The sequence below is a fragment of the Traorella massiliensis genome (assembly GCF_900104665.1).
GTDB lineage: Bacteria > Bacillota_I > Bacilli_A > Erysipelotrichales > Erysipelotrichaceae > Traorella > Traorella massiliensis.
The window spans coordinates 544,365-564,943 of record NZ_LT629969.1 but is presented as its reverse complement, the minus strand read 5'-3'; the positions used below and the strand labels follow the sequence as shown (position 1 = coordinate 564,943).

Below are 20,579 nucleotides of genomic sequence, written 5' to 3'. Positions count from 1 at the left end.
CATGAGTTTTCTTTTACTACAAATAGTTTTGCGCCATTTTCCTGATTTCTTCTTTCATTTCCTCTTTTAATCCTAAAGGAGATAAAATCACACAGCTGCTTCCTAAAGAACAAAGAAACTGCATTGCCTTCATTTTCCCTTCGAAAAGAGTTTTCACATGCAAGACTCTGTCTGAATCATATTTCATCGTTGGATTAACCCCCATTTCAGCTTCTGCATATAAAACGGCATTTTCTCCATAAATCAAAAACTCTGCTTCAATCGGTTCATCTTTCATTAAACCGCTTTTCCCAAGATAAGCATTCACATTGAAATCAAGATCACGAGTAAAATGCTTCTTTAATATTTTCATATTCTGCATACGTACCTTTGAAAATTTATAAGTTCTAAAATCATGTTTTTGAGGACAATAGCCAAGACAATAATAAGCCCCTTGAATATTTAAAACTTCATAAGGACATATTTCTACTTTTTGATATGATCTAGCGCGCAAAGAACGATATTCAAATGAAATGGCACAACTATCTTTTTTAGCTTGTTCACAGAGTTGGATCATCTTTTGTATTTCTTTATCTAAAAAATGATTTCTTCCTCGATAGACCACATCACTTTGATGATGGTTAAACACTAGGGATGACTGAATCTTTTCAAAAGACTGACGATACATTTCCATTGATAAAAAATCATGATGATTCTTTAAAAATGAATAAGCATCATTCATCGCCTGTTTTTCTTCCTCGCTCAGCTGGATCATAGATAAAGAGGCCTTATCTAATAATCGATAACCACCATATCTGCCTTTTGTCGTTTCAATCATATAACCGGCAATTTCTAATTCTTTCTTAAATTCAGCAATATTTCTAGGATTGGTTTCCAGTCGCTCAGCTAATTCTTTTTTAGTAACAAAATCATGAGCATTTAGAATCTGAAGCATTTTGATACACAATGCACTGCGGTTCATCCATATCCTCCTTTATATCGACATTATTTATGTTAATTAAAACATAAGCCGCTTACAAATTCAATTGATACACGATTTTAAGAACACTTTTTACAAAAAAAGATTGCTATTTTAAGTCATTTCAACCATAATAATATTCATGGACACTATAACTGTAATTAATTATTTTTTATATCTGATGATATATAGCTTTCTTGGATGGGCATGTGAATCTGCCTATATTTCAATTGGAAGAAAAAAACTCGTCAATTCCGGATTTATGCATGGACCCTTTTGTCCTATCTATGGATTCGGTGCCCTTTTTGTTATCTTGCTGATTTCACGGCTCGAAACGAATCCTCTATTAGTATTTTTATTGGGGATCATTATCACTTCAGTCATCGAATATTTTACTTCATGGCTATTAGAAATGCTTTTTCATGTAATGTGGTGGGATTATTCTCAACGGAAATTTAACATTAATGGACGTGTCTGCCTGCGCAATTCATTTCTTTTTGGATGTCTGTCCATTTTTGTTATCTATTTTTTACATCCTATGGTAATTACTTTTGTAGAGAACCTTTCGATATCTCTACGTCAATTACTGGCTATCGTTTTATTCCTTTATTTAATTACGGATGTTGTTTTATCTGCATTGCAGCTGATTTCTTTCAAACAGCAGCTATCTATGTTTGAATCCAAGCTTGAAGAAGTCAAAAGGATCCTTGCTTCCCAAATTCCAGATTTTAACTTTAATGTGAAAGAAAAAATTGAAAGTTTCCTAGAAAATACTCCTGAACTTGATGATTTAAAAAAACAGGTCAATCAGCATTATCAATCACTTCGTGAAAGTACAAGACAGGCACGTTTGCGAAACAGCTTTCCTTCTTTAAAGCTTTCTAATAAAAAACAGTTGCGAGACCTGGGTGAATATTTTAGAAAACAGTATGATAATTTTTCTCAAAAATAAAAAAGTGCACTGCACTTTTTTTATTTCATAAACGAAAGCAATTCCATCAGCTCATCATTCATCTTCCTGCTGAGATAATATCTGATAAGCGCATTCTTTGTCTCTGTATTCATAAATGCATAGAAATCACTTAAATCATCTTCTCTTTTCTCTTCGATATATCTTTCTACAAGCTCCTCTATCATATCCTCTTCCATATAATGTCCATAATCCGATATTTCATCGTACTCCATGGTTTCTATCGCCCATCTCAGCAGCTCTCTTCTCTGCACTGAATTAAAAAAAGGTATGATCTCGTCCAGATCGGTTTCTTCCTTTTGCGATGTGATCCAGGATACGATCCGTGACTTCTCTTCCGAATTGAAAAACGGCAGATATTCCTCCAGATCAAATTCATTTAATTCTCCTTCTGTCAGAAAGTCAATCACGAGCTTTTTCCCTTCATGATTGATAAACGGCAGAAACTCTTCCATGTTTTCCAGTATTTTCTGACGGTCTTCTTTCTCAAGATACGATTCAAGCAGACGGTTGATCTGAACCTTATTTAAAAACGGCAGCATCTCGCTGATATCCAGCCTTGTCATGTCGCTTTCTATGATCAGATCAAGGATCTTGTCCTTGCTCTCGCTATTGCATATCGGAAGCAGTTCCAGCAGCTGGTCGAATACTTTTTCATCTACATTCCCGATCGAATCGATCATGTCGCTGATCGTATCGGAATCAAAGTACTCGTAGGCGTTTCTGGAAAAGGATTCCAGCTTGATCTTCCTTCTGTTCAGTACCTTGTGGATCTTTTTAGGCTTCATAAAGGGAGCCAGATTCTCAAAAGCACTGGCAAAGGCATCATTCAGTTCCTTGTTGATATAGCTGGTCAGATCTTCTGAAAAACGCCCGGGATCAAACTTCTCTGTTTCATAAGGCTCGTCCTGTGTCGCTTCTTCCACGATCTCCTTGGCCTGCTCGACCTCTTCCTCTTTCATTTCAAAGCTGCCCCGCAATAGCTGGTCGATCGAAATATGGTAAAGATCGGCAATCTGTGGCAATAGGGCAATATCCGGAAGCGATTCATCTCTTTCCCATTTGCTGACAGCCTGATAGCTGACGCCCAGGATATCGGCTACTTCGCTTTGGGTCATGTTATTGGCTTTTCTCAGATCAGCAATGGTTTTTCCTATCTTGTTCATCTTTTATCTCCTCCCTTGTCTGGACACCTATATCGTAAATACAAAAGTCCTTTTTGCCAATAACCTGTTAGTTGAAAAGAGGTATTCAACTAATAGTTGAACAAAAAGCTCCTAAAATTAGGAGCTATAGACTTTCTAATACACTTTTTTCATAATCTAAAAGAACTTGTTTTTTAAAAATTCCTCCGGCATAACCCACCATTTTATTATTAGAACCAATAACACGATGGCAGGGAATCAAGATCATAAGCTTATTTTTATTGTTGGCCATACCAACAGCTCTTACTGCTTTTGGATGATCTACTTTTTGTGCAATATCCTTATAAGTACAAGTCTGCCCATAAGGAATCTGAAGCAAAGCATTCCAAACTTTAAGCTGAAAAGAAGTACCTTTCAGTTTTAGTGGCAAATCAAACGCTAAGCGTTTTCCCATAAAATATTCTTTTAGCTGTTTCTTTACTTCTGCTGACAAAGAACTTTCACATGCTTTTTCATCAATTTCATCCACAAATTCGCACTCTAAAACATATTCATCATCACATACGATCTTGATGAGTCCAATTAACGATTTATAATAATCTACATACATTCTATACACCTTCTGCAGATATTATAATACATAAATAAGATTTCTGCATCATTATATTTAACTTTTATATTCCATTTTTTTCCTTTTTTTACCATTTTATATCTTCTTTCGTCTTTTTAGATATTTTTATTTTTATTTAAATTTTATCTTGTCAAATGAAATGGTTTATGGTATTATACTTAAGCATGAACGAGTTCAAGCACTGCAGAAGTACTCAAGTGGTTGAAGAGGTGCCCCTGCTAAGGGTATAGGCCGGGAAACTGGTGCGAGGGTTCAAATCCCTCCTTCTGCGCCATTTCAAATTCATGCAAATGGTCTAGTGGTGTAGTGGTTAACATGCCTCCCTGTCACGGAGGAGATCGTGGGTTCGAGTCCCATCTAGACCGCCATGCAGATGTAGTTTAATGGTAGAACACAACCTTGCCAAGGTTGATACGGGGGTTCGATTCCCCTCATCTGCTCCATGTGTCAAATAAGTCCGAGAAATCGGGCTTTTTTTTATTTCTGAGAAAATTTTGAGAGCAAATGATAAAATTTTTATTAAAAAATAACTAACTGGACACAAATTCAACACAAATGTCCTGTATTTTTTTTAAATATTATGTTTCAATATAAGCGAGGAGAAACATATGAATCAGGAAAAATTAGGATTGCTCATCAGAAAAAAACGAGTTGAAAAAGGATTGACACAGGAACAGCTGGCCAGTCATCTTGGTGTCAGCCCTAAAACGATTTCAAGATGGGAAAGAAGCTTAAATATTCCGGATGTTTCCATGCTTGAAAGCCTGTCTTTAGAATTAGGAATCAGTGTAAAGGATTTGATCGTCGGAGAGGAAACTGTCGTACAGGATATAGACCCTTCTATCTTGACAATTCTTTATATGCAGAAAGAAGAAATCTTCAAAATTACAAAAAAGAAAAAAATCGTTTTGATATGTCTCATGATTTCTCTGATTCTTTTTTTGGATATTTCATATGGTTATTTCTCAACAAGCCTTTCGTGGCAGATCAGCGAAGGAATATTTTTCCCAAAAGGAATTGTTTGCACACTTATTTTTGGAACAGATACTACTTCAAATTATCAGGGACTTTTACTCACTCAGATGTTCTATCTGTTTCTTTCAACATTAGCTGTTAATGTTTTGTTGATCTTGCTGTATGTTTATTTGTCTTATATTCAACTAAAGAAAAGCATGAAAATAGATTAATTAAATAAAAAGAACAAAAGGAATGTAAATTATGAAAAAAAGATTGTTCATCATCACCTTGCCCATCTGTATACTAACCTTAATTTTTGGAATTAGCTTTTACATTGAAAATTCAAATAATCAGATTTTTTCTGAAGAAACCCAGGAATGGTTAAAATGGTATGAATCATTATCATATAAAGAACAAAAAGCTATTTCATACATGCCAAAAGAACTAATAGATGCAATGAAGAATGGTTACAAATATAAATTAAACGAATAACAAAGAGTGAGTGTTATATTATACATATTTGAGAATATTATAAATTGCTGAAAGAGAAGATAGAGTAATGTTTATGAAAAGGGAAAATTTTATGAAAGAGATTATTAAATTGATTATAACGGCCAACAGCCATTATAAGGAAAGTAAAAACATACTGAAAGAGGTAAGGATTCAAAGAAAGATTGTCTAGCAGAGGTAAGAACAATGGGAAATGTGAATAAAAAATATATTTTAGAATTTATTGTCTTTATCTTACTTATTATATTTTATACAGTTTTCTTTACAGGAACAAAAAAAACAGCCTTCAGGTCTGACAATAGATCAAATCAATGATATGTATCATACTTCTTTTCCTGATTCTATAAAAACAACTTCAACAGGAGAAATAATAGACAAATCTTTATTTCATAAAAAAGAATCAGTTCATGAAGTAGTTTTAGTTACAGATTATTATTTTTGTGAATTTGAAATGACAAAAGGTGACAAGACATTTTCATCGCCAAAAAATGAATATTTAAAACATGAATTTGAAATAAAAGTAGAAGATATTCCTATCAAAGTAAAACAGTATAACTATGCTAGACTAAATAATGAGAGCATCTATAAACCTACTTATATCTTAACTTTTGAATATCAAGATACTTTCTTCTATATAACCATCCGTTCTATGGATGACTCTTTGTTCACATATGAACAGAATGAAGCCATCAAACCAGAAGAATTAAACTATCTGAAAGATTTGATCAGGGATAACGTGCTTGGAATATAACAGCTTCATTTATAAGTGTTATCATCATAAACTACTGATAAGATAATAACATATACTGAATAGAAAATGTCTTAGTTTAATTTTGATCACAGAAAGTAATGTTGAAAATAGCGGTATATTATTCCGCTATTTTTTGAAAATTCAAATTGATAATGATCTGAAATATAATTTTATTTTTTTGCAAGATATTTTCTAATATCTAAAGCTACAGCTATGATAATTACTGCTCCTTGGACAATAAACTGATAGGAAGTATCAATTTTAAGAAACTGCATCGAAGTCTTTAAAAGTTCAAATACTAATACTCCTAAAAGAATTCCTGATACTTTTCCTACTCCTCCTGTTGTTGAAACGCCACCAATAGTACAGGCGGCAATTGCTTCCAATTCATAGCTCAACCCTAGATTGACCGAAGCTCCACCTGATTTAGCGGCTAATAAAAAACCCGCAATACCATACATAATTCCCGCAACAGTATAGATTTTAATCTTGGATAAGGTAACATTGACACCCGATACTTCTGCAGCATTTTCATTGCCACCGATGGCATACATGTACTTTCCATAACGTGTTTTATTGTAGAGAAACCAGAAAAGGATCCCTAATATGATCCCAATCAGAAAGAGATACTTAAAGCTGAATCCGCCGATTGAGAATAGTTCTCCGGTCGCTAGTGAGGTATAATCTTTCCGAAGTCCACCAATTGGATCAGCACCCGAATAAACAAGGTTGATCCCATAAACGATCGTCTGCATTCCTAAAGTTGCCAGAAATGGCGGTACCTTTAAAATTGAAATAACCATGCCATTCAGCAGTCCAAAGAAAGCCGTCGCTAATATAACTAGGATCAATACTGCTAGTAGTGGATATTGCTGCAAGCCTGGAAAGAAGCGATCAGCATAATCGGCTCTTTGAAGAAAGGTACAGGCAATGACACCACCCAATCCCACCATTCTTCCTGCAGAAAGATCTGTTCCTTTTGTAATCAGACAGCTGCTGACGCCCAAGGCGATAATAAAACGAGGCACTACATTGGTCATGATATTATTGAAATTTGGCCCGCTTAAGAATCCGGCCTGCGTCATTCCAACATAAAATACCAAAAGGATCAAAAGCAAAGTAATAGCATTATTACTCATAAAATGGATGATTCTCTTTTTTTCAATATTCATCTTTCTACTCCCTTACATATATTTTGTTGCTAGTGTCATAATGTTTTCCTGTGTAGCCACAGCTGCATCGATCAAACCGGTATTTTTCCCTTCACACATGACCATGATTCGATCACTCATACCAATCAGTTCACTCATCTCGCTTGAAATCATAATGATCGATTTCCCTTGTGATACCAAATCTTCCATAATCGTATAGATTTCATATTTAGCGCCAACATCGATTCCTCTTGTTGGTTCATCTAGGATCAGAATATCAGGACCATTTGCCAGCCAGCGGCTTATAATGACCTTCTGCTGATTCCCTCCTGAAAGGTTTTGAATGAGTGATTTAGAAGAAGGTGCTTTAATGCTCATCTTTTCAATACTTTCATGAACTACTTCATTCAGACTTTTTTTATTTAATATGGTTTTTAAGATCAAATGATGATCTAAAGAGGCAACTGTAACATTATCAAAAATAGAAAGAACTCCAAAAATACCCATAGCTCTGCGATCCTCACTCAATAAAGCTATACCTTTAGAAATCGCATCACGTGGACGCTTTATTTTTAAAACCTTATCTTTATAAATGATCTTACCACTTGAGATAGCTCTCATTCCAAAGATCCCCTCCATAAGTTCACTTCGTTGTGCTCCCACTAAACCGCCAATACCAAATATTTCTCCTTTTCTTAATTCAAAAGAAATGTTTTGAAAAGATTTGGGATCCGTTGAGGATAGATCTTCTACCTGAAGAATATTTCCTTGTGGTTTACTTTTTCGCTGTGGATAACGATTTGTCAGTTCTCGGTCTACCATTTTTTGAATGATCATATCAGTAGTTAGCTCTGAAGATGACCAGCTGCCCACATAAGTGCCATCTCGCATGATAGTTACTTCATCAGATATTTTTAAAATTTCTTCGATCTTATGTGATATATATATAATTGAGGTGCCTTTTTCTTTTAATCTCTGAATCATATCAAATAAAGCATTGACCTCATGTTCACTTAAAGATGATGTAGGTTCGTCCATGATCACAATTTTGGCTCTACATGAGATTGCTTTCGCAATTTCAATTGATTGACGCTGAGAAACCGATAAATCTGCTAACCTTGTTTTAGGAGATAATTTCAGATTGATCTCAGATAGAAGTTTTTCTGTATCTTCCATCATTTTCTTATGATCGATCATTTTCAAATAAGCCCTTTTTTTCATTGGATATCTTCCACAAAAGATATTTTCCGCTATATTACGTTCAGGTATCGATTGTAGTTCCTGATGAACCATGGCGATTCCTAATGATAATGCTTCCTGAGTATCTTTAATATTTACATGTTCATTTTCAAGCAATACTTCGCCACTATCTATCTTATAGATACCGAAAAGACATTTCATCAAAGTAGATTTTCCTGCTCCATTTTCTCCCATTAAAGCATGAACGCTGCCTTTTTTTATTTTCAGGGATACACGATCAAGCGCTTGAACACCAGGAAAGCTTTTACTTATTTCTTTCATTTCTAATAGAATTTCACTCATACTGGCTCCTTTTCACAAAATTAGGTGTGCTCTTGCACACCTAATTATCTTTTGATACTACTTAAACTGTGAAGCATTCTTAGGAGTTACCTTCACATAATCTACCCAGTAATAAGCGGATAGCTTTTCACCATTAACAGCGGATACTGCTGCATCTACAGCTTTATGCGCCTGTGTAATATGATCATTTAATACAGTACCGGTCATCATATCTGTTGAAACTAAGTCAACAGCTTCCGCAAGTGCGTCAACACCCACAAGATAAATATCCTTGCCTACGGTTCTTCCAGCTGCTGTAATTGCCTGTGCTGCACCTAATGCCATCGCATCATTGTTACAGAAAACGGCTTCGATTTTATCACCATACTGTGTCAATGCATTCGCAACGATTTCCTGACCTTTAGCCTGATCCCAGTCACCACGCTGCTCATCTAATTTTTCAACTTTATTCCCACTAACTTCCTGATACTGTTCAATCGAATACTGTGTACGATATTTCGCATCTACATTTTCCGGATCACCAACAACCATCACATATTGAAGGAGGCCATCACCATTCAGATCCCCTTTATTATCAAGCTCTGCAACCAGTTCACCCTGCATTTTGCCGGACTGGCGAGCATCTGCACCAACATAGCTGATCATTCCTTCATATTTTTTCATATCTTCTTCACTAGGCTCACGATTGATAAAAATACAAGGCGTTTCAGCCGCTTCGCATTTATCAATAATTGTTGCTGCTGAAGTAGACTGAACCAGATTTATAATCAAAACATCATAATCCTGAGCAATAAAATTGTCGATCTGATTGGTCTGCTCAGCCATGTCATTCTTACCGTCCTGAACGGTCACATTGTAAGTCACTTCATCCGTATTCAAACTCTTAAAATACTTTTCAATTTCCTGACGGTACAACGTCATAAAATTATCATCAAACTTGTAAATCGACACGCCGACATTCACGGTTTTCTTTTCATCTGCTGGTTCTGCATTTGTACAGGCAGTTAATCCAACAACCATCATCAGACATGCAAACAAAGATAATATCTTTTTCATGTTTTCCTCCTGGATTATATCCGTGCCTACTATACCACGAGAAGAAAGCGTTTACAATGATTAGAAATTTAATTTCTTTCTGATGTTTAGGTTAATCATACATAAATATCATGAATATCTTTTATTTAATTAAGATAACTCTTTTAACGTATATTTTATAAAATGTTTCATTGGCTGATTTGCTAATAAAATAGGTTGAAATACATGTTCATAATTAATTGCATTTGGATAATACTGACACTCAAAACAAATACCTGCATATTTCTGATAACATTGATTCTTTTTACCTTTTAACGTACCATCTAAATGATTGGCAGTATATAGATGCATGTCCGGAAGATCACTTGTTACTTCTAAAAGCAAATGATCATTTTTCAACATTGCCATCTTCTTCATATCAAAATTCTCAAATACATAATTATGATCATAGCCATCCACATGATAACCATCCCTTTTTAGACACTCTTTTATCTGATGAAATTCTTGAAAATCAAATACTGTTCCTTTCACATTTATTATTTTTTCTGTTGCTAGTGAATTTTCATCATTTAATGCAACACGATCCGTATTGATCTGCAATTCATGAGAAAGTATATCACCCTCTCCATTTAAATTAAAATAAGAATGATTCGTAATATTCATGATCGTATCTTGATCACTGATTCCTTTAAATGTATAAACAAGAGAATGATTTTCAAGACGATATTCTACTTCCAGTTTTAAATTGCCAGGATATCCCTCTTCATGATCTTTTGAAAAATAAGTTAAAAGAACTTTATTTCCCTCTTGTTTCGCATCAAAGATCTTAAATGAGAAATTCTGAATTCCTCCATGTAAAGAATGGGGTGCACTATTTTTACTTAAATGATATTCTTTCCCATTTAAGATAAAATGGCCATTTGCAATGCGATTAGCACAACGGCCAACAGTGGCACCCATATAAGAGCCTTGCTGATCTAAATAACCTTCATAAGAGTCAAATCCCAATACGATATCAACCCCACTTTTCTTATCAGCAAAAGATACAAGGGTTGCTCCCATATTCATGATCACAGCAGAAATATATTCATTTTCTAATGTGTAATAACAGATATTATTTTTCATCATCTTTTAGCCTTTCATTGATTTTCTTCATCACTTCAGTCTGAATTTTAATGGTTTTTCGATCATAACTGACAAGACCGTTCACTTCACTTTCAACATCACTCAATTGAGTATAAACACAGGCAGATAACCCTAATCTTTTAGCTGGAATGATCTGTTTTTCATAGAGCTGAACCAGATTTTCTTCTAGCTCTTTTTGACTTTCCATACGCTTATAACCAAAACTCTTTTTCACATCGTTTATGGCCCACTGATAGCCTCCAAATTCACTTAAAATAACACATCTTCCCAGTGTATCCTTTTTAAACTTATATGGTTTAAAATAAACATGCCAGCTTTTAAAATCACCCATTTTCTGATCATGCCAGCCGCTTGTAGGATCGATCACTCTTGTAGGATCCCATTTCTGAACAAGCATCAAAGCTTTTGAACTGTCAAACTGTCCCCATCCTTCATTGAAAATGACCCACATTGAAATACTGACACAGTTATACAAGTGATCGATCATGCCTTTTAGCTGTTCCAAGAAGCGTTTACGTTCATGTTCATCCTTTCTGCCAAAAAGTCTATAATGAGAATCTTTAAAATGAATATTGGTGATCAAAGGAGAACTAATCGTTAAAAGATTATAGTGAGATCCTCCATTTATCATATCCTGCCAGACAAGCATTCCTAAACGATCACAATGATAATACCAACGTAACGGTTCGATCTTAATATGCTTACGCAACATATTAAAACCCATTGATTTTGCTAATTGGATATCATCGATCATCATCTGATCATCTTTCCAGCTCATCAGCCCTTCACTGTTATATCCCTGATCCAGTAATCCGCTTTGAAAATAGGGTCTATTATTAAGAAAAAGACGCATGACGCCCTCATGATCTTTCATCACACTAAATTTACGCATACCAAAATAAGAAGTGACATGATCTTCTTTAAAGGTAACATCCAAATCATAAAGATAAGGGTTTTCAGGTGTCCATGGATGCATTTCATCCAAATGCAAATGAAGTGCAGCATTGCTTTCACCTTTAATACTTTGTTTGCCACATGAAATACATACCTTCCCTGAAGTATTTGTCTTTACAAAAATTTCAACATACTTCTCATCAAAATATGGAGTAATTTTAAGTGATTCAATATAATCAACAGGAACACTTTCTAGCCAAACGCTCTGCCAGATACCACTTTGGGCAGAATACCAAATTCCTTTTGGATGCAAAGATTGTTTTCCTCTTAATTGAGCACCACTATCACTAGGATCATGAATCACCATACAAATATGATTTACTTCTTTTAAAACATTTGTGATATCAAGAACAATTGGCAAATAACCACATTCACTCTCACCTGCTAAATGATCATTGATCCAGATCTTGCTTTGCCCATCTACCGCATCAAAATGAAGTAGTACTCTGCCAATATTAAATCCATCCGGGATCTCAAAATCTTTTTCCATCATCAAAGTTTCATTTGGTTTTAAAACTTCTCGATTTCCACCTAATTTTGATTCTATTGAAAAAGGAACGATCACTTTCCCATTTTCATTTCTTTTTTCACCATAAATCGAAAAATTCCATTCACCATTTAAACATAGATAACTCTCTCTTTTCATTTGTGGACGTGGATATTCACTGCATGGAAGCTGGTTCATATTATCAACTCGCTTTCTACTTTGATTATACATCAATTCCTTAAGAAAAAGTTATTAAAAAAAGCAATGTTGCTTCACATTGCTTTTCTCTTTATAGTCCTTTTTCCTTTACAAAATCAATTACTCGATAAACATAATCATGACAAAGCTCATCACTCTTTGCCTCAACCATGACTCTTAACAAAGGTTCTGTTCCACTTGGGCGAACTAAGATACGTCCTTCATTTCCTAATTCATTTGCGACTTCATCAATCACTTGATTAACTTCAGGATCTTTTAATACAGCTTCTTTATCCTTCACACGCAAATTTACCAGTAACTGTGGATAGATGAATAAATCCTCTCCCAGCTTCTTTAAAGAAGCCTTTTCATCGATCATCACCGCTAACAGCTGCAATGCAGTAAACAAGCCGTCACCGGTATTTTCATAATCTTTAAAAATGATATGTCCTGACTGTTCTCCACCAATTTTGTAATCATTGGCTTCCATGCTTTCAAAAACATATTTATCGCCAACCGCCGTCTGTACAGAATAAATACCATTTTTCTCAAAAGACTTATACAATCCAAGATTAGCCATCACAGTTGTCACAACTGCATTATCTTTCAACTTTCCTTTCGCAAGCATATATTTACCACAGATATGCAAGATATAGTCACCATTGATCAAATTACCTTCTTCATCCACGGCAATCAAGCGATCAGCATCACCATCAAAGGCAAACCCTACATCATAATTTCCTTCCTTCATCAGCTGTTGAAGCTCTTCAGGATGTGTTGATCCACAGTGATCATTAATATTAATTCCATTTGGTTCACTATGAATGACCTCTAAGGTTGCTCCCATTTCATTTAAACATTCCTGAGCAGTTGTCGTAGCACTACCGTTTGCTAAATCTAAGGCAATCTTCATGCCACTCAAATCCAGTGGATTCATTTCCCGCAGCCATGAAATATAAAGCTGTAGACCATCCTCAAAGTTTAAAACTTTACCAATCTTATCTTCAGTTGCATAAGGAAGTTCTTCATCTGATTCAAAATAAAGCTCAATTGCTTCTTCTACTTCAGGGTCCATTTTCTTCCCTTCACCATTAAATAACTTTATACCATTATCATAATATGGATTGTGAGAAGCACTAACCATAATACCACAATCGAAATTTTCTTTTCTGATCAAATACGAAACACTTGGTGTAGGACAAACTCCCAAAAGATAAACCGTAGCCCCACTGGCACTAGCACCTGCAGCCAAAGCCATTTCATACATACTGCTCGACTGACGAGTATCTTTACCAATCAAAATTCTTGCATGACGATTTTTTCCATAGTAATAGCCTAAATAACGTCCTATCTTCAGTGCATAATCTAAACGCAACGTATCATTGGCTTTTCCTCTGTATCCATCTGTACCAAAATATTTTCCCATTGTATCCTCCTATTTTGAAACATTCAATCTTACGCTTTGACGATCACTTTCAAAGGTCAGCATATTGTTGTTACCTTCAATATGAAGAGGCAATTCAACCACTCCGCTGCTATCCTCTGACAGTTCTGAAAAATCGATATATGCCTCAATACCAGAAACATCAAAACTATCAATCATCTCCTGAGTTCCGGTAATTGTCACACTAACAGTAGCACTTTCATCTTCACTGATCGTTGCTTTCCAATCACCACGATTACGATAAGTGATTTCAATATCATTCACAACTGTCTGTGTTTTATCTCCTAATACAACTGTAATGCTCACCACACTTGGATCTTTGCCACGCACTCCGCTAGGAAGATTGATTGGCATCGTCACAACATTGGTTTCATTAGTAAGATCATAGACAGGCAATTGAATCTCTATTTGATCAATCGTATCTAAAACATCTTGCGGACCATTGATCGTTACACTTGAATGGGTCAAAGAAATAGAAGCTATTGCTTTATCATTCGGTATTTCACCATTTGGTATCACCACGATCGGAACTTCTTTACTTGGCGTTGTCACACTTACTGTTGCTTTGATTGATTCTGGAACGATATCCACTTCCATACGATTACCATTTTGATCATAAGCCACCAATGGCGCATCTACCGTAAAATCACCAGTAATATTCGATACATCAATCAATGCATTAACAACTGAGATCTGATCGATTGTCTGTTGTGATGCACGTACGATCACAGTATCATTTTCAAATTCAGGCGTACCCAAAGCATAAATGTCATCCATTTTATTTGTATTAATAAACTGATAGCCAACAGTAAATTCCATTGATATCTTTTTCGTAATCGTCACTGTTACCTGATTTGGAACAATCGTTGCTCTTGTATTGCCGCTTAACCCTAAAGCTTGTAGTTCAACCGTATGGGTTCCTTCTGTTAATCCGCTCAAATCTGCAACAATGGTCTGCTTATCAGCAGTAGCCAATGAAATATCTGCCATTTCACCTGTTAAGATCACATCGACCGTTTCCGGTAAACCACTGACTTCATACACTGAATCATTGACTTCTACGCTCAATGGAATATCCTGAAATTCCTTACTATTTGACATTGAAGACGTAACACTGGAAATGCTGTAAGATGAATTCACTGATACATACAATAATACTGCCAAAAGCAAAGCAATTTCCTTTGAAAAACGACGATTAAATAATAATCTGTCAAACCAATTTGAAAACCAGCGGAAAGCTTTCACAAAGAAATTACCAAAATTCATATAAGAACGTGTAATCTTTTCACTTTGAGAGGCAATGGTCTTTGCCAGTTCCACTTTCTTTTCATCAATATTCGATGTTTTTTGTTTCTTTGGCTTAGCCATTACTCATTCCCTCCTTCACTATTACTATTTTCCTGAATCTGCTCCATCAAAGAATCCAGTTTATCTTCATCGGAAAGAGTTTTATCCTGTACATCATTCTTTTCTTCAGTTTTTATTTCTTCCTGTTTGATCTCTTCCTTTTTTCTTCTGCCACGTCTTTTCGGCTTTTCTTCTAATGCCTCAAAAACGATTTCTTCAGCAACTTCTTTTCCAGGTTTATTATTCGCTCTTGCTGCTTGTTTCTTATACGTTGACTTAACATCGCTTTCTTCATTTTCTTCCTTTTTGTCATCTACTTTGACCTTGGAATATTTCTTAGCATTCTTCAAAAGATAAGCTGTAATTCGTGGCCCTTTATGAGAACTTTTTTCATGACCATATTCAAATTCGATCTCATCATCTTTCTGCTGTGAAACTTTTTGATCAGATACGACATTTTCCTGTAAACAAATAGCCTGAAGCAGATACTCACGTAATTTTTCTTCATCAACTACAGTCAGTCTTCCACCTTCAGCAATCGATATCTTACCGGTTTCTTCACTTACGACAATACTGATGGAATCTGTAATTTCACTAATACCGATAGCAGCTCGGTGACGGGCTCCATAACTGGATGGAAAATCAAAAGTCGTTGGCGGAAAATAAGCACTTGCACAAGCAATCTTATCTCCTTGAATAATGACAGCTCCATCATGCAACGGTGTTCCCGGAACAAAAATCGAACATAAAAGTTCGCTTGTAACAATCGAATTCATCTTTGTTCCTGTTTTAATATAGTCAGTTAGTGAGTGTCCCTGTTCCAATGTGATCAAAGCACCTGTCTGTGTCTTTGAAAGCTCGCCGGCAGCCTTTACCAGCTCATCCACCAGATACTCACGTTCATTGCTTGTCAGCGTTGAAATTCTAGAAAGCACATTTGTCTTACCTATCTTTTCAAGAATACTTCTGATTTCTGGTGAGAACAAAATGATCAAGGCTAATGGTCCCCAATTCACAAACATATTTGCCAGCACTGACATCGTTCTTAAATTAAATAAATTTGCGATAGCCTGAATAATAATGACAAAAACAATTCCCTTAAATATTTGAATCGTACGTGAATTATTGCGTACAATTTTTAGTACATAATAGAAGACGACCCATGTACAACAGATATCTACGACAGCATTGAATATCTGAAGTAATGTTGATGGATTGAATATATTTAACATACGAAACTCCTTTCGCTTTTTATTATAACACATCCCTCACTTCTCAAAAACCCTTTTTTGCTTCTCTATCCATAATCATTTTTTTATATTGACACCATATACATCAAATCACCCTTTTAATGATAAAAGGACATTCCATGTCATAACCATAATTCTATGTTATAATTGAGAAAAAGGAGGATTCTATGCCAAATATTATTACTCACGGTTTATTTGCGAAAGCCGTTTATGATGAAATCAGTGATCAAAAGCTCAAAGAAATCATAAAAGAATTTCCAAGAGAATATATTATAGGAAGCAATGGTCCTGACTTTCTCTTTTTCTATAAGTTTTTTCAAAAAAAATATGCACCTGTACGTGAATTAGGAAGCAAGGTTCACGCAGGTCATGTAAATGAATTCTATGATCTTGCTTTTGACTTAATTCAAAATGAAAAAGATGCAACCCTTCAGAAAGCAATGATCTCTTATGTTGCAGGTCACCTATGTCATTGGGCCTTAGACTCTCGTGCCCATCCTTATATCTTTTATAAAACAGGTTCTTACAGCGGTTTATCAGCAAGTATGCATCATCGCTTTGAATCCATGATGGATGCCATGATGCTGATGAAAATACGTCACGAAACAATCAAAACTTTCAAATTCTATTTATTAGCGAAACAAAGTCCTTATAGCGTTCAAGCTGTTGCGGCTATTTATGTTCCTATCATAGAGACTGTGTTCCATGAAAAAATAACTGCCAAAGAAATAAAAGATGCTTTAGATGACTGGTACAGCCTTCAAAACTGGCTTTATGATCCAAAAGGTGTTAAGACTCGTCTATTAAAAGCTTATGAAAAGAAAGCAGGACGACCATGGCTTTTTAGCGGCAATGTCGTACCTTATAAGATTGATAAGACTTATGATGTCTTGAATGAGAAAAAAGAAGTCTGGTGTCATCCAACCGATGAAACAAAAATCAGTCATGAATCGTTTATGGAGATTTTTGATCGTGCAAAAAAAGATGTTTTAAATATCTTTGAACATCATAGTGAAAAAGAATTCGTATTATCACAGATTGGTAATGCCTCATATGATACACAGGAAAGTGAGCCGAAAGAAATGAAACATTTTAATCTGATTTATGGAGATATGTATGAGAATCTTTGATTTACATGCGGATATTGGTTCTGATGTTTTAAATCAGCATCATCTTGGAAAAGACAATGTCTTATTGACCAGACATAGTGATAAATGTCTTAAAGGTGAAGTCAGTGCAATTGCAATGGCATCATTTTTCAGCGGTAAAGAAACGTATGAAGAAATGCAGGAAATGATCTTAACGCTAGAAAATGAACTTGAGCACCAGAATGTATGGCAAAGAGTTCTTTCTGGCAATGACTTAAAAAGCGATCGTCCTTTAGCTTTAATGAGCGTTGAAGGAATGTGTGGTATTAAAGAAAACGAATGTGAAGCGATTGAATGGATGTATAAGCATGGTATTCGTTTAGCAAGTCTTTGCTGGAATGAAGAAAATGCATTAGCAAGCGGGGTAAAGGGCAATCCTGACCATGGATTGAGTGAAATGGGTCGCAATGTTATTTCAAAAATGGATCAATTGCATATGGTCATTGATGTTTCTCATGCGAATGAAAAGACCTTTTGGGATATTTTAGACTGTTCCAAAGGTTTCGTTATCGCTACTCATTCGAATGCCTACACCCTGTGTAATCATCCTCGTAATTTAAAAGATGAACAGATTCGTGCCATAGCTGCAAAAGGCGGGCTTATTGGTATGAACAGCTGTGCTTATTTTATTGACCATGATCTGACAAAGGTCAATGTAGATGCACTTGCTAAGCATGCCGCTTACATTAAAAATCTTGTAGGTATCGATCATCTCGCATGCGGTTTTGATTTTATGGATTTTTTTGGTGAAGAAGATGCTGATTATATTATTAATGATATGAAAGATGCTTCTTATGCCCAAAATTTCATTCAGGCATTAAAAAACAATCACTTTAGTGATTGTGAAATTAAAAAAATTGCTTATCAGAATGTTATTGATCGCTTTTCTCAATATCTTAGATAATAAACCCGTTAGCATCTATATTATACCATAATTTCACAAAAATAATAGACTATTTATCTGATTAGAATCCCGTATAATGTAGATATAGAGAAGGAGGGATTTTAATGAAAGTCCAAATCTATGGGAAAAATATTACAATTACACAAGGGATGCAGGAAAAAGTTGAGAACAAGCTAAAATTTCTCGATAAATATCTCATCATTGATGAAAATCTGACTGCAAATGTGGTAGTTAAGATACATCCTAATGATGTGAAAGTCGAGATTACTATACCAACAAAACTTGCTGTTCTGCGTGCAGAAGTTACACATAAAGACTTCTATGCTGCAGTTGATCTGGCAATCGATAAGCTTGAAGATCAGATTCGTAGACAGAAAACCCGTCTGGAAAGAAAGCATAAAGATAAACTTGCTTTATCATTTTTAGAAAATGAAAGTGAAAAAGAGGAAGATGTCTATGTAAGAACAAAATCTATTTCTGTTGTGGAAATGGATCTGGAAGAAGCTATTATGCGTATGGAAATGTTAGGACATGATTTCTTCATTTATCGAGATGACGAAACACATGAGATCAACGTTGTCTATGCTAGACATGATGGCGGATATGGATGTATTGAAGTTGAATAAAAAGCGGAGAAATCCGCTTTTTATTTATACAAAACCCTTAGAATGAAAAGGAACGATAGACAAGTTAAAAAAGATAGACTATAATATAGCCTATGGTTCAATTAAGTAAAGGATCTCAGCGTTTATTTGATATTGCGACAACCTTTCTATCCGGGGTTGTTACTTTTGCATTAGGTATTTTTATACTTACTGCTACACCAAATGATTATTACCGTTTCATCTATTTAACGGCTTCTATTTTGACCTTTATTGGTTTTTTTCATATATGGAAAGGATGGCGTAAGAAAAGCGAAAGAAAAGATCATTTTTTTAGAGCAATCGTAGAAATCATACTTGGTATATTTATTGTATCATTCCCAAATCTGCCACTCAATATGCTTTCACTCATCGTGGCAATTTACCTTCTTCTTTCTTCATTGATTTATCTCATTAACTATTTCATTCTGAAACAGCAGCATACAAGAGATAAATCTCTTGCATTGTCTATCATATCACTGATAGCCGGATGTTTTTTTATGATTTCATTTATTTATGACTGGGATGCTTCTGTTTATCTCATCGCTGGATACTTTATGATCTGGGGTGGAAGCATGATGCTGAATGCTCTTACTGATTTATTTTTTAAAAATGCGAATAATCCTAAGATCCGTGTCTGTTTACCTGCCATCATTGACTGTTTTATTCCAAACATGTGGCTCAATCGTGTTAATCGTTATTACCGTGATCAGCCAAATGAACCATTAGCTGAAGGATGGATCAATCAAAGCCATGATTTTGAAATATTTATTCACGCTTCACACAATGGATTTAATACTTTAGGACATGCTGATTTTATGTTTGATGGAACACTTTATTCTTATGGAAATTATGATGGTAAAAGCGAGAAGTTTTTTTCCATGATCGGTGATGGTGTTCTCTTTAAAACCAAAGATCGGGATGCCTACATTCGCTTTTGTCTGAAAAGATGTCATAAAACACTTTTTGTCTTTGGCTTAAAATTAAGTGAAGAACAAAAAGAAAGCGTTCGTGAACAGTTACATCATTTAGATGAAACAATCATCCCTTGGGATCCCGAATTTATTCACCATCCCTTAAAGAAAAATTCTCCTAGCATTGATCTTCATGTTCATCAAATTTACAATGAAGCAAAAGGTATCCTTTATAAATTTAAAAGCGGTCCTTTTAAAACATATTATGTTTTTGGAAACAATTGTGTACGCTTTGTAGATGATATCATTGGAAAAAATGTAGATATCGTAAAAATGGTGGGAATCATAACACCTGGAACTTATTTAGACTATCTCGAAGGTGAATTTAAGCGAGCTTCCAGTAATGTTGTCAGCAAAGAAATCTATAGTATCCATAACTATGATATTGGTGAAGATGATGATAATGACCCTTATAAAGAGTTCGAATAAAAAGATT

The 20,579-nt window shown here is 35.0% G+C and carries 19 protein-coding genes and 3 tRNA genes; 11 read left to right on the top strand and 11 right to left on the bottom strand.

Annotated elements, in window-relative coordinates; genetic code table 11:
• Nucleotides 1-16: 16 nt before the first annotated feature.
• Nucleotides 17-961, bottom strand: a complete 945-nt coding sequence (locus BQ5367_RS09990) for a helix-turn-helix transcriptional regulator (RefSeq protein WP_071442361.1) — start codon at nt 959-961, stop codon at nt 17-19.
• A gap of 139 nt (nt 962-1,100) precedes the next feature.
• Between BQ5367_RS09990 and BQ5367_RS09985 the strand changes: the two genes are divergently transcribed.
• On the top strand, nt 1,101-1,910 hold the full coding sequence (locus BQ5367_RS09985) for a putative ABC transporter permease (RefSeq protein WP_071442360.1): 810 nt from the start codon (nt 1,101-1,103) through the stop codon (nt 1,908-1,910).
• A 20-nt stretch (nt 1,911-1,930) separates the two neighbouring features.
• Here the strand turns inward: BQ5367_RS09985 and BQ5367_RS09980 are convergent, their stop codons facing one another.
• Both BQ5367_RS09980 and BQ5367_RS09975 read right to left on the bottom strand, forming a co-directional pair.
• Nucleotides 1,931-3,094: a helix-turn-helix domain-containing protein gene (locus BQ5367_RS09980; RefSeq protein WP_071442359.1), complete on the bottom strand. Its 1,164-nt coding sequence runs from the start codon at nt 3,092-3,094 to the stop codon at nt 1,931-1,933.
• A gap of 124 nt (nt 3,095-3,218) precedes the next feature.
• Entirely contained in the window at nt 3,219-3,683 is a 465-nt protein-coding gene (locus BQ5367_RS09975) for a methylated-DNA--[protein]-cysteine S-methyltransferase (protein ID WP_071442358.1), read from the bottom strand.
• Nucleotides 3,684-3,887: 204 nt separating this feature from the next.
• Here BQ5367_RS09975 and BQ5367_RS09970 point away from each other — a divergent pair.
• From BQ5367_RS09970 to BQ5367_RS09945, 6 genes are all read left to right on the top strand, one after another.
• Nucleotides 3,888-3,978 (top strand) — tRNA-Ser (locus BQ5367_RS09970).
• A gap of 18 nt (nt 3,979-3,996) precedes the next feature.
• A tRNA-Asp gene (locus BQ5367_RS09965) sits at nt 3,997-4,072 on the top strand.
• 1 nt (nt 4,073) lies between these two features.
• Nucleotides 4,074-4,147 (top strand) — tRNA-Gly (locus BQ5367_RS09960).
• Between the two features lie 165 nt (nt 4,148-4,312).
• Nucleotides 4,313-4,891: a helix-turn-helix domain-containing protein gene (locus tag BQ5367_RS09955; RefSeq protein ID WP_071442357.1), complete on the top strand. Its 579-nt coding sequence runs from the start codon at nt 4,313-4,315 to the stop codon at nt 4,889-4,891.
• 31 nt (nt 4,892-4,922) lie between these two features.
• Nucleotides 4,923-5,153, top strand: coding sequence for a hypothetical protein (locus BQ5367_RS09950; RefSeq protein WP_071442356.1), 231 nt, complete (start codon nt 4,923-4,925; stop codon nt 5,151-5,153).
• A 334-nt stretch (nt 5,154-5,487) separates the two neighbouring features.
• A complete protein-coding gene (locus BQ5367_RS09945; RefSeq protein ID WP_143052388.1) occupies nt 5,488-5,922 on the top strand; it encodes a hypothetical protein in 435 nt (144 codons plus the stop codon).
• Nucleotides 5,923-6,092: 170 nt separating this feature from the next.
• Here BQ5367_RS09945 and BQ5367_RS09940 read toward each other — a convergent pair whose 3' ends face one another.
• From BQ5367_RS09940 to cdaA, 8 genes are all read right to left on the bottom strand, one after another.
• A complete protein-coding gene (locus BQ5367_RS09940) occupies nt 6,093-7,094 on the bottom strand; it encodes an ABC transporter permease subunit (protein ID WP_071442354.1) in 1,002 nt (333 codons plus the stop codon).
• Nucleotides 7,095-7,106: 12 nt separating this feature from the next.
• Nucleotides 7,107-8,615, bottom strand: coding sequence for a sugar ABC transporter ATP-binding protein (locus tag BQ5367_RS09935; RefSeq protein ID WP_071442353.1), 1,509 nt, complete (start codon nt 8,613-8,615; stop codon nt 7,107-7,109).
• A 57-nt stretch (nt 8,616-8,672) separates the two neighbouring features.
• Nucleotides 8,673-9,671 (bottom strand): galactose ABC transporter substrate-binding protein, encoded by a 999-nt coding sequence (locus BQ5367_RS09930; protein ID WP_071442352.1) that lies wholly within the window; start codon nt 9,669-9,671, stop codon nt 8,673-8,675.
• 129 nt (nt 9,672-9,800) lie between these two features.
• The gene (locus BQ5367_RS09925) at nt 9,801-10,778 is read right to left on the bottom strand and encodes an aldose epimerase family protein (protein WP_071442351.1); all 978 of its coding nucleotides are present in this window, start codon (nt 10,776-10,778) and stop codon (nt 9,801-9,803) included.
• Nucleotides 10,765-12,468 carry a glycoside hydrolase family 2 protein gene (locus tag BQ5367_RS09920; RefSeq protein WP_083383234.1) on the bottom strand — a complete coding sequence of 568 codons (1,704 nt, stop codon included), beginning with the start codon at nt 12,466-12,468 and terminating at the stop codon, nt 10,765-10,767. Before BQ5367_RS09920 ends, BQ5367_RS09925 begins: the two co-directional genes overlap by 14 nt.
• Before the next feature lie 58 nt (nt 12,469-12,526).
• Nucleotides 12,527-13,861 carry a phosphoglucosamine mutase gene (gene glmM, locus BQ5367_RS09915; RefSeq protein ID WP_071442350.1) on the bottom strand — a complete coding sequence of 445 codons (1,335 nt, stop codon included), beginning with the start codon at nt 13,859-13,861 and terminating at the stop codon, nt 12,527-12,529.
• Between the two features lie 9 nt (nt 13,862-13,870).
• Nucleotides 13,871-15,247, bottom strand: coding sequence for a CdaR family protein (locus BQ5367_RS09910; protein WP_071442349.1), 1,377 nt, complete (start codon nt 15,245-15,247; stop codon nt 13,871-13,873).
• The gene (gene cdaA / locus BQ5367_RS09905) at nt 15,247-16,458 is read right to left on the bottom strand and encodes a diadenylate cyclase CdaA (protein ID WP_071442348.1); all 1,212 of its coding nucleotides are present in this window, start codon (nt 16,456-16,458) and stop codon (nt 15,247-15,249) included. The genes BQ5367_RS09910 and cdaA overlap by 1 nt, the downstream gene beginning before the upstream one ends.
• Before the next feature lie 185 nt (nt 16,459-16,643).
• Here cdaA and BQ5367_RS09900 point away from each other — a divergent pair, with 185 nt between their 5' ends.
• The 4 genes from BQ5367_RS09900 to BQ5367_RS09885 all read left to right on the top strand — a co-directional run bounded on the left by BQ5367_RS09900 (nt 16,644) and on the right by BQ5367_RS09885 (nt 20,572).
• Nucleotides 16,644-17,606, top strand: coding sequence for a zinc dependent phospholipase C family protein (locus BQ5367_RS09900; protein ID WP_071442347.1), 963 nt, complete (start codon nt 16,644-16,646; stop codon nt 17,604-17,606).
• Nucleotides 17,593-18,528 carry a dipeptidase gene (locus BQ5367_RS09895; RefSeq protein WP_071442346.1) on the top strand — a complete coding sequence of 312 codons (936 nt, stop codon included), beginning with the start codon at nt 17,593-17,595 and terminating at the stop codon, nt 18,526-18,528. Before BQ5367_RS09900 ends, BQ5367_RS09895 begins: the two co-directional genes overlap by 14 nt.
• 104 nt (nt 18,529-18,632) lie before the next feature.
• Nucleotides 18,633-19,154 carry a ribosome hibernation-promoting factor, HPF/YfiA family gene (gene hpf, locus BQ5367_RS09890; RefSeq protein ID WP_071442345.1) on the top strand — a complete coding sequence of 174 codons (522 nt, stop codon included), beginning with the start codon at nt 18,633-18,635 and terminating at the stop codon, nt 19,152-19,154.
• A gap of 92 nt (nt 19,155-19,246) precedes the next feature.
• Nucleotides 19,247-20,572: a DUF308 domain-containing protein gene (locus BQ5367_RS09885; RefSeq protein WP_071442344.1), complete on the top strand. Its 1,326-nt coding sequence runs from the start codon at nt 19,247-19,249 to the stop codon at nt 20,570-20,572.
• The last annotated feature ends 7 nt before the right edge of the window (nt 20,573-20,579 follow it).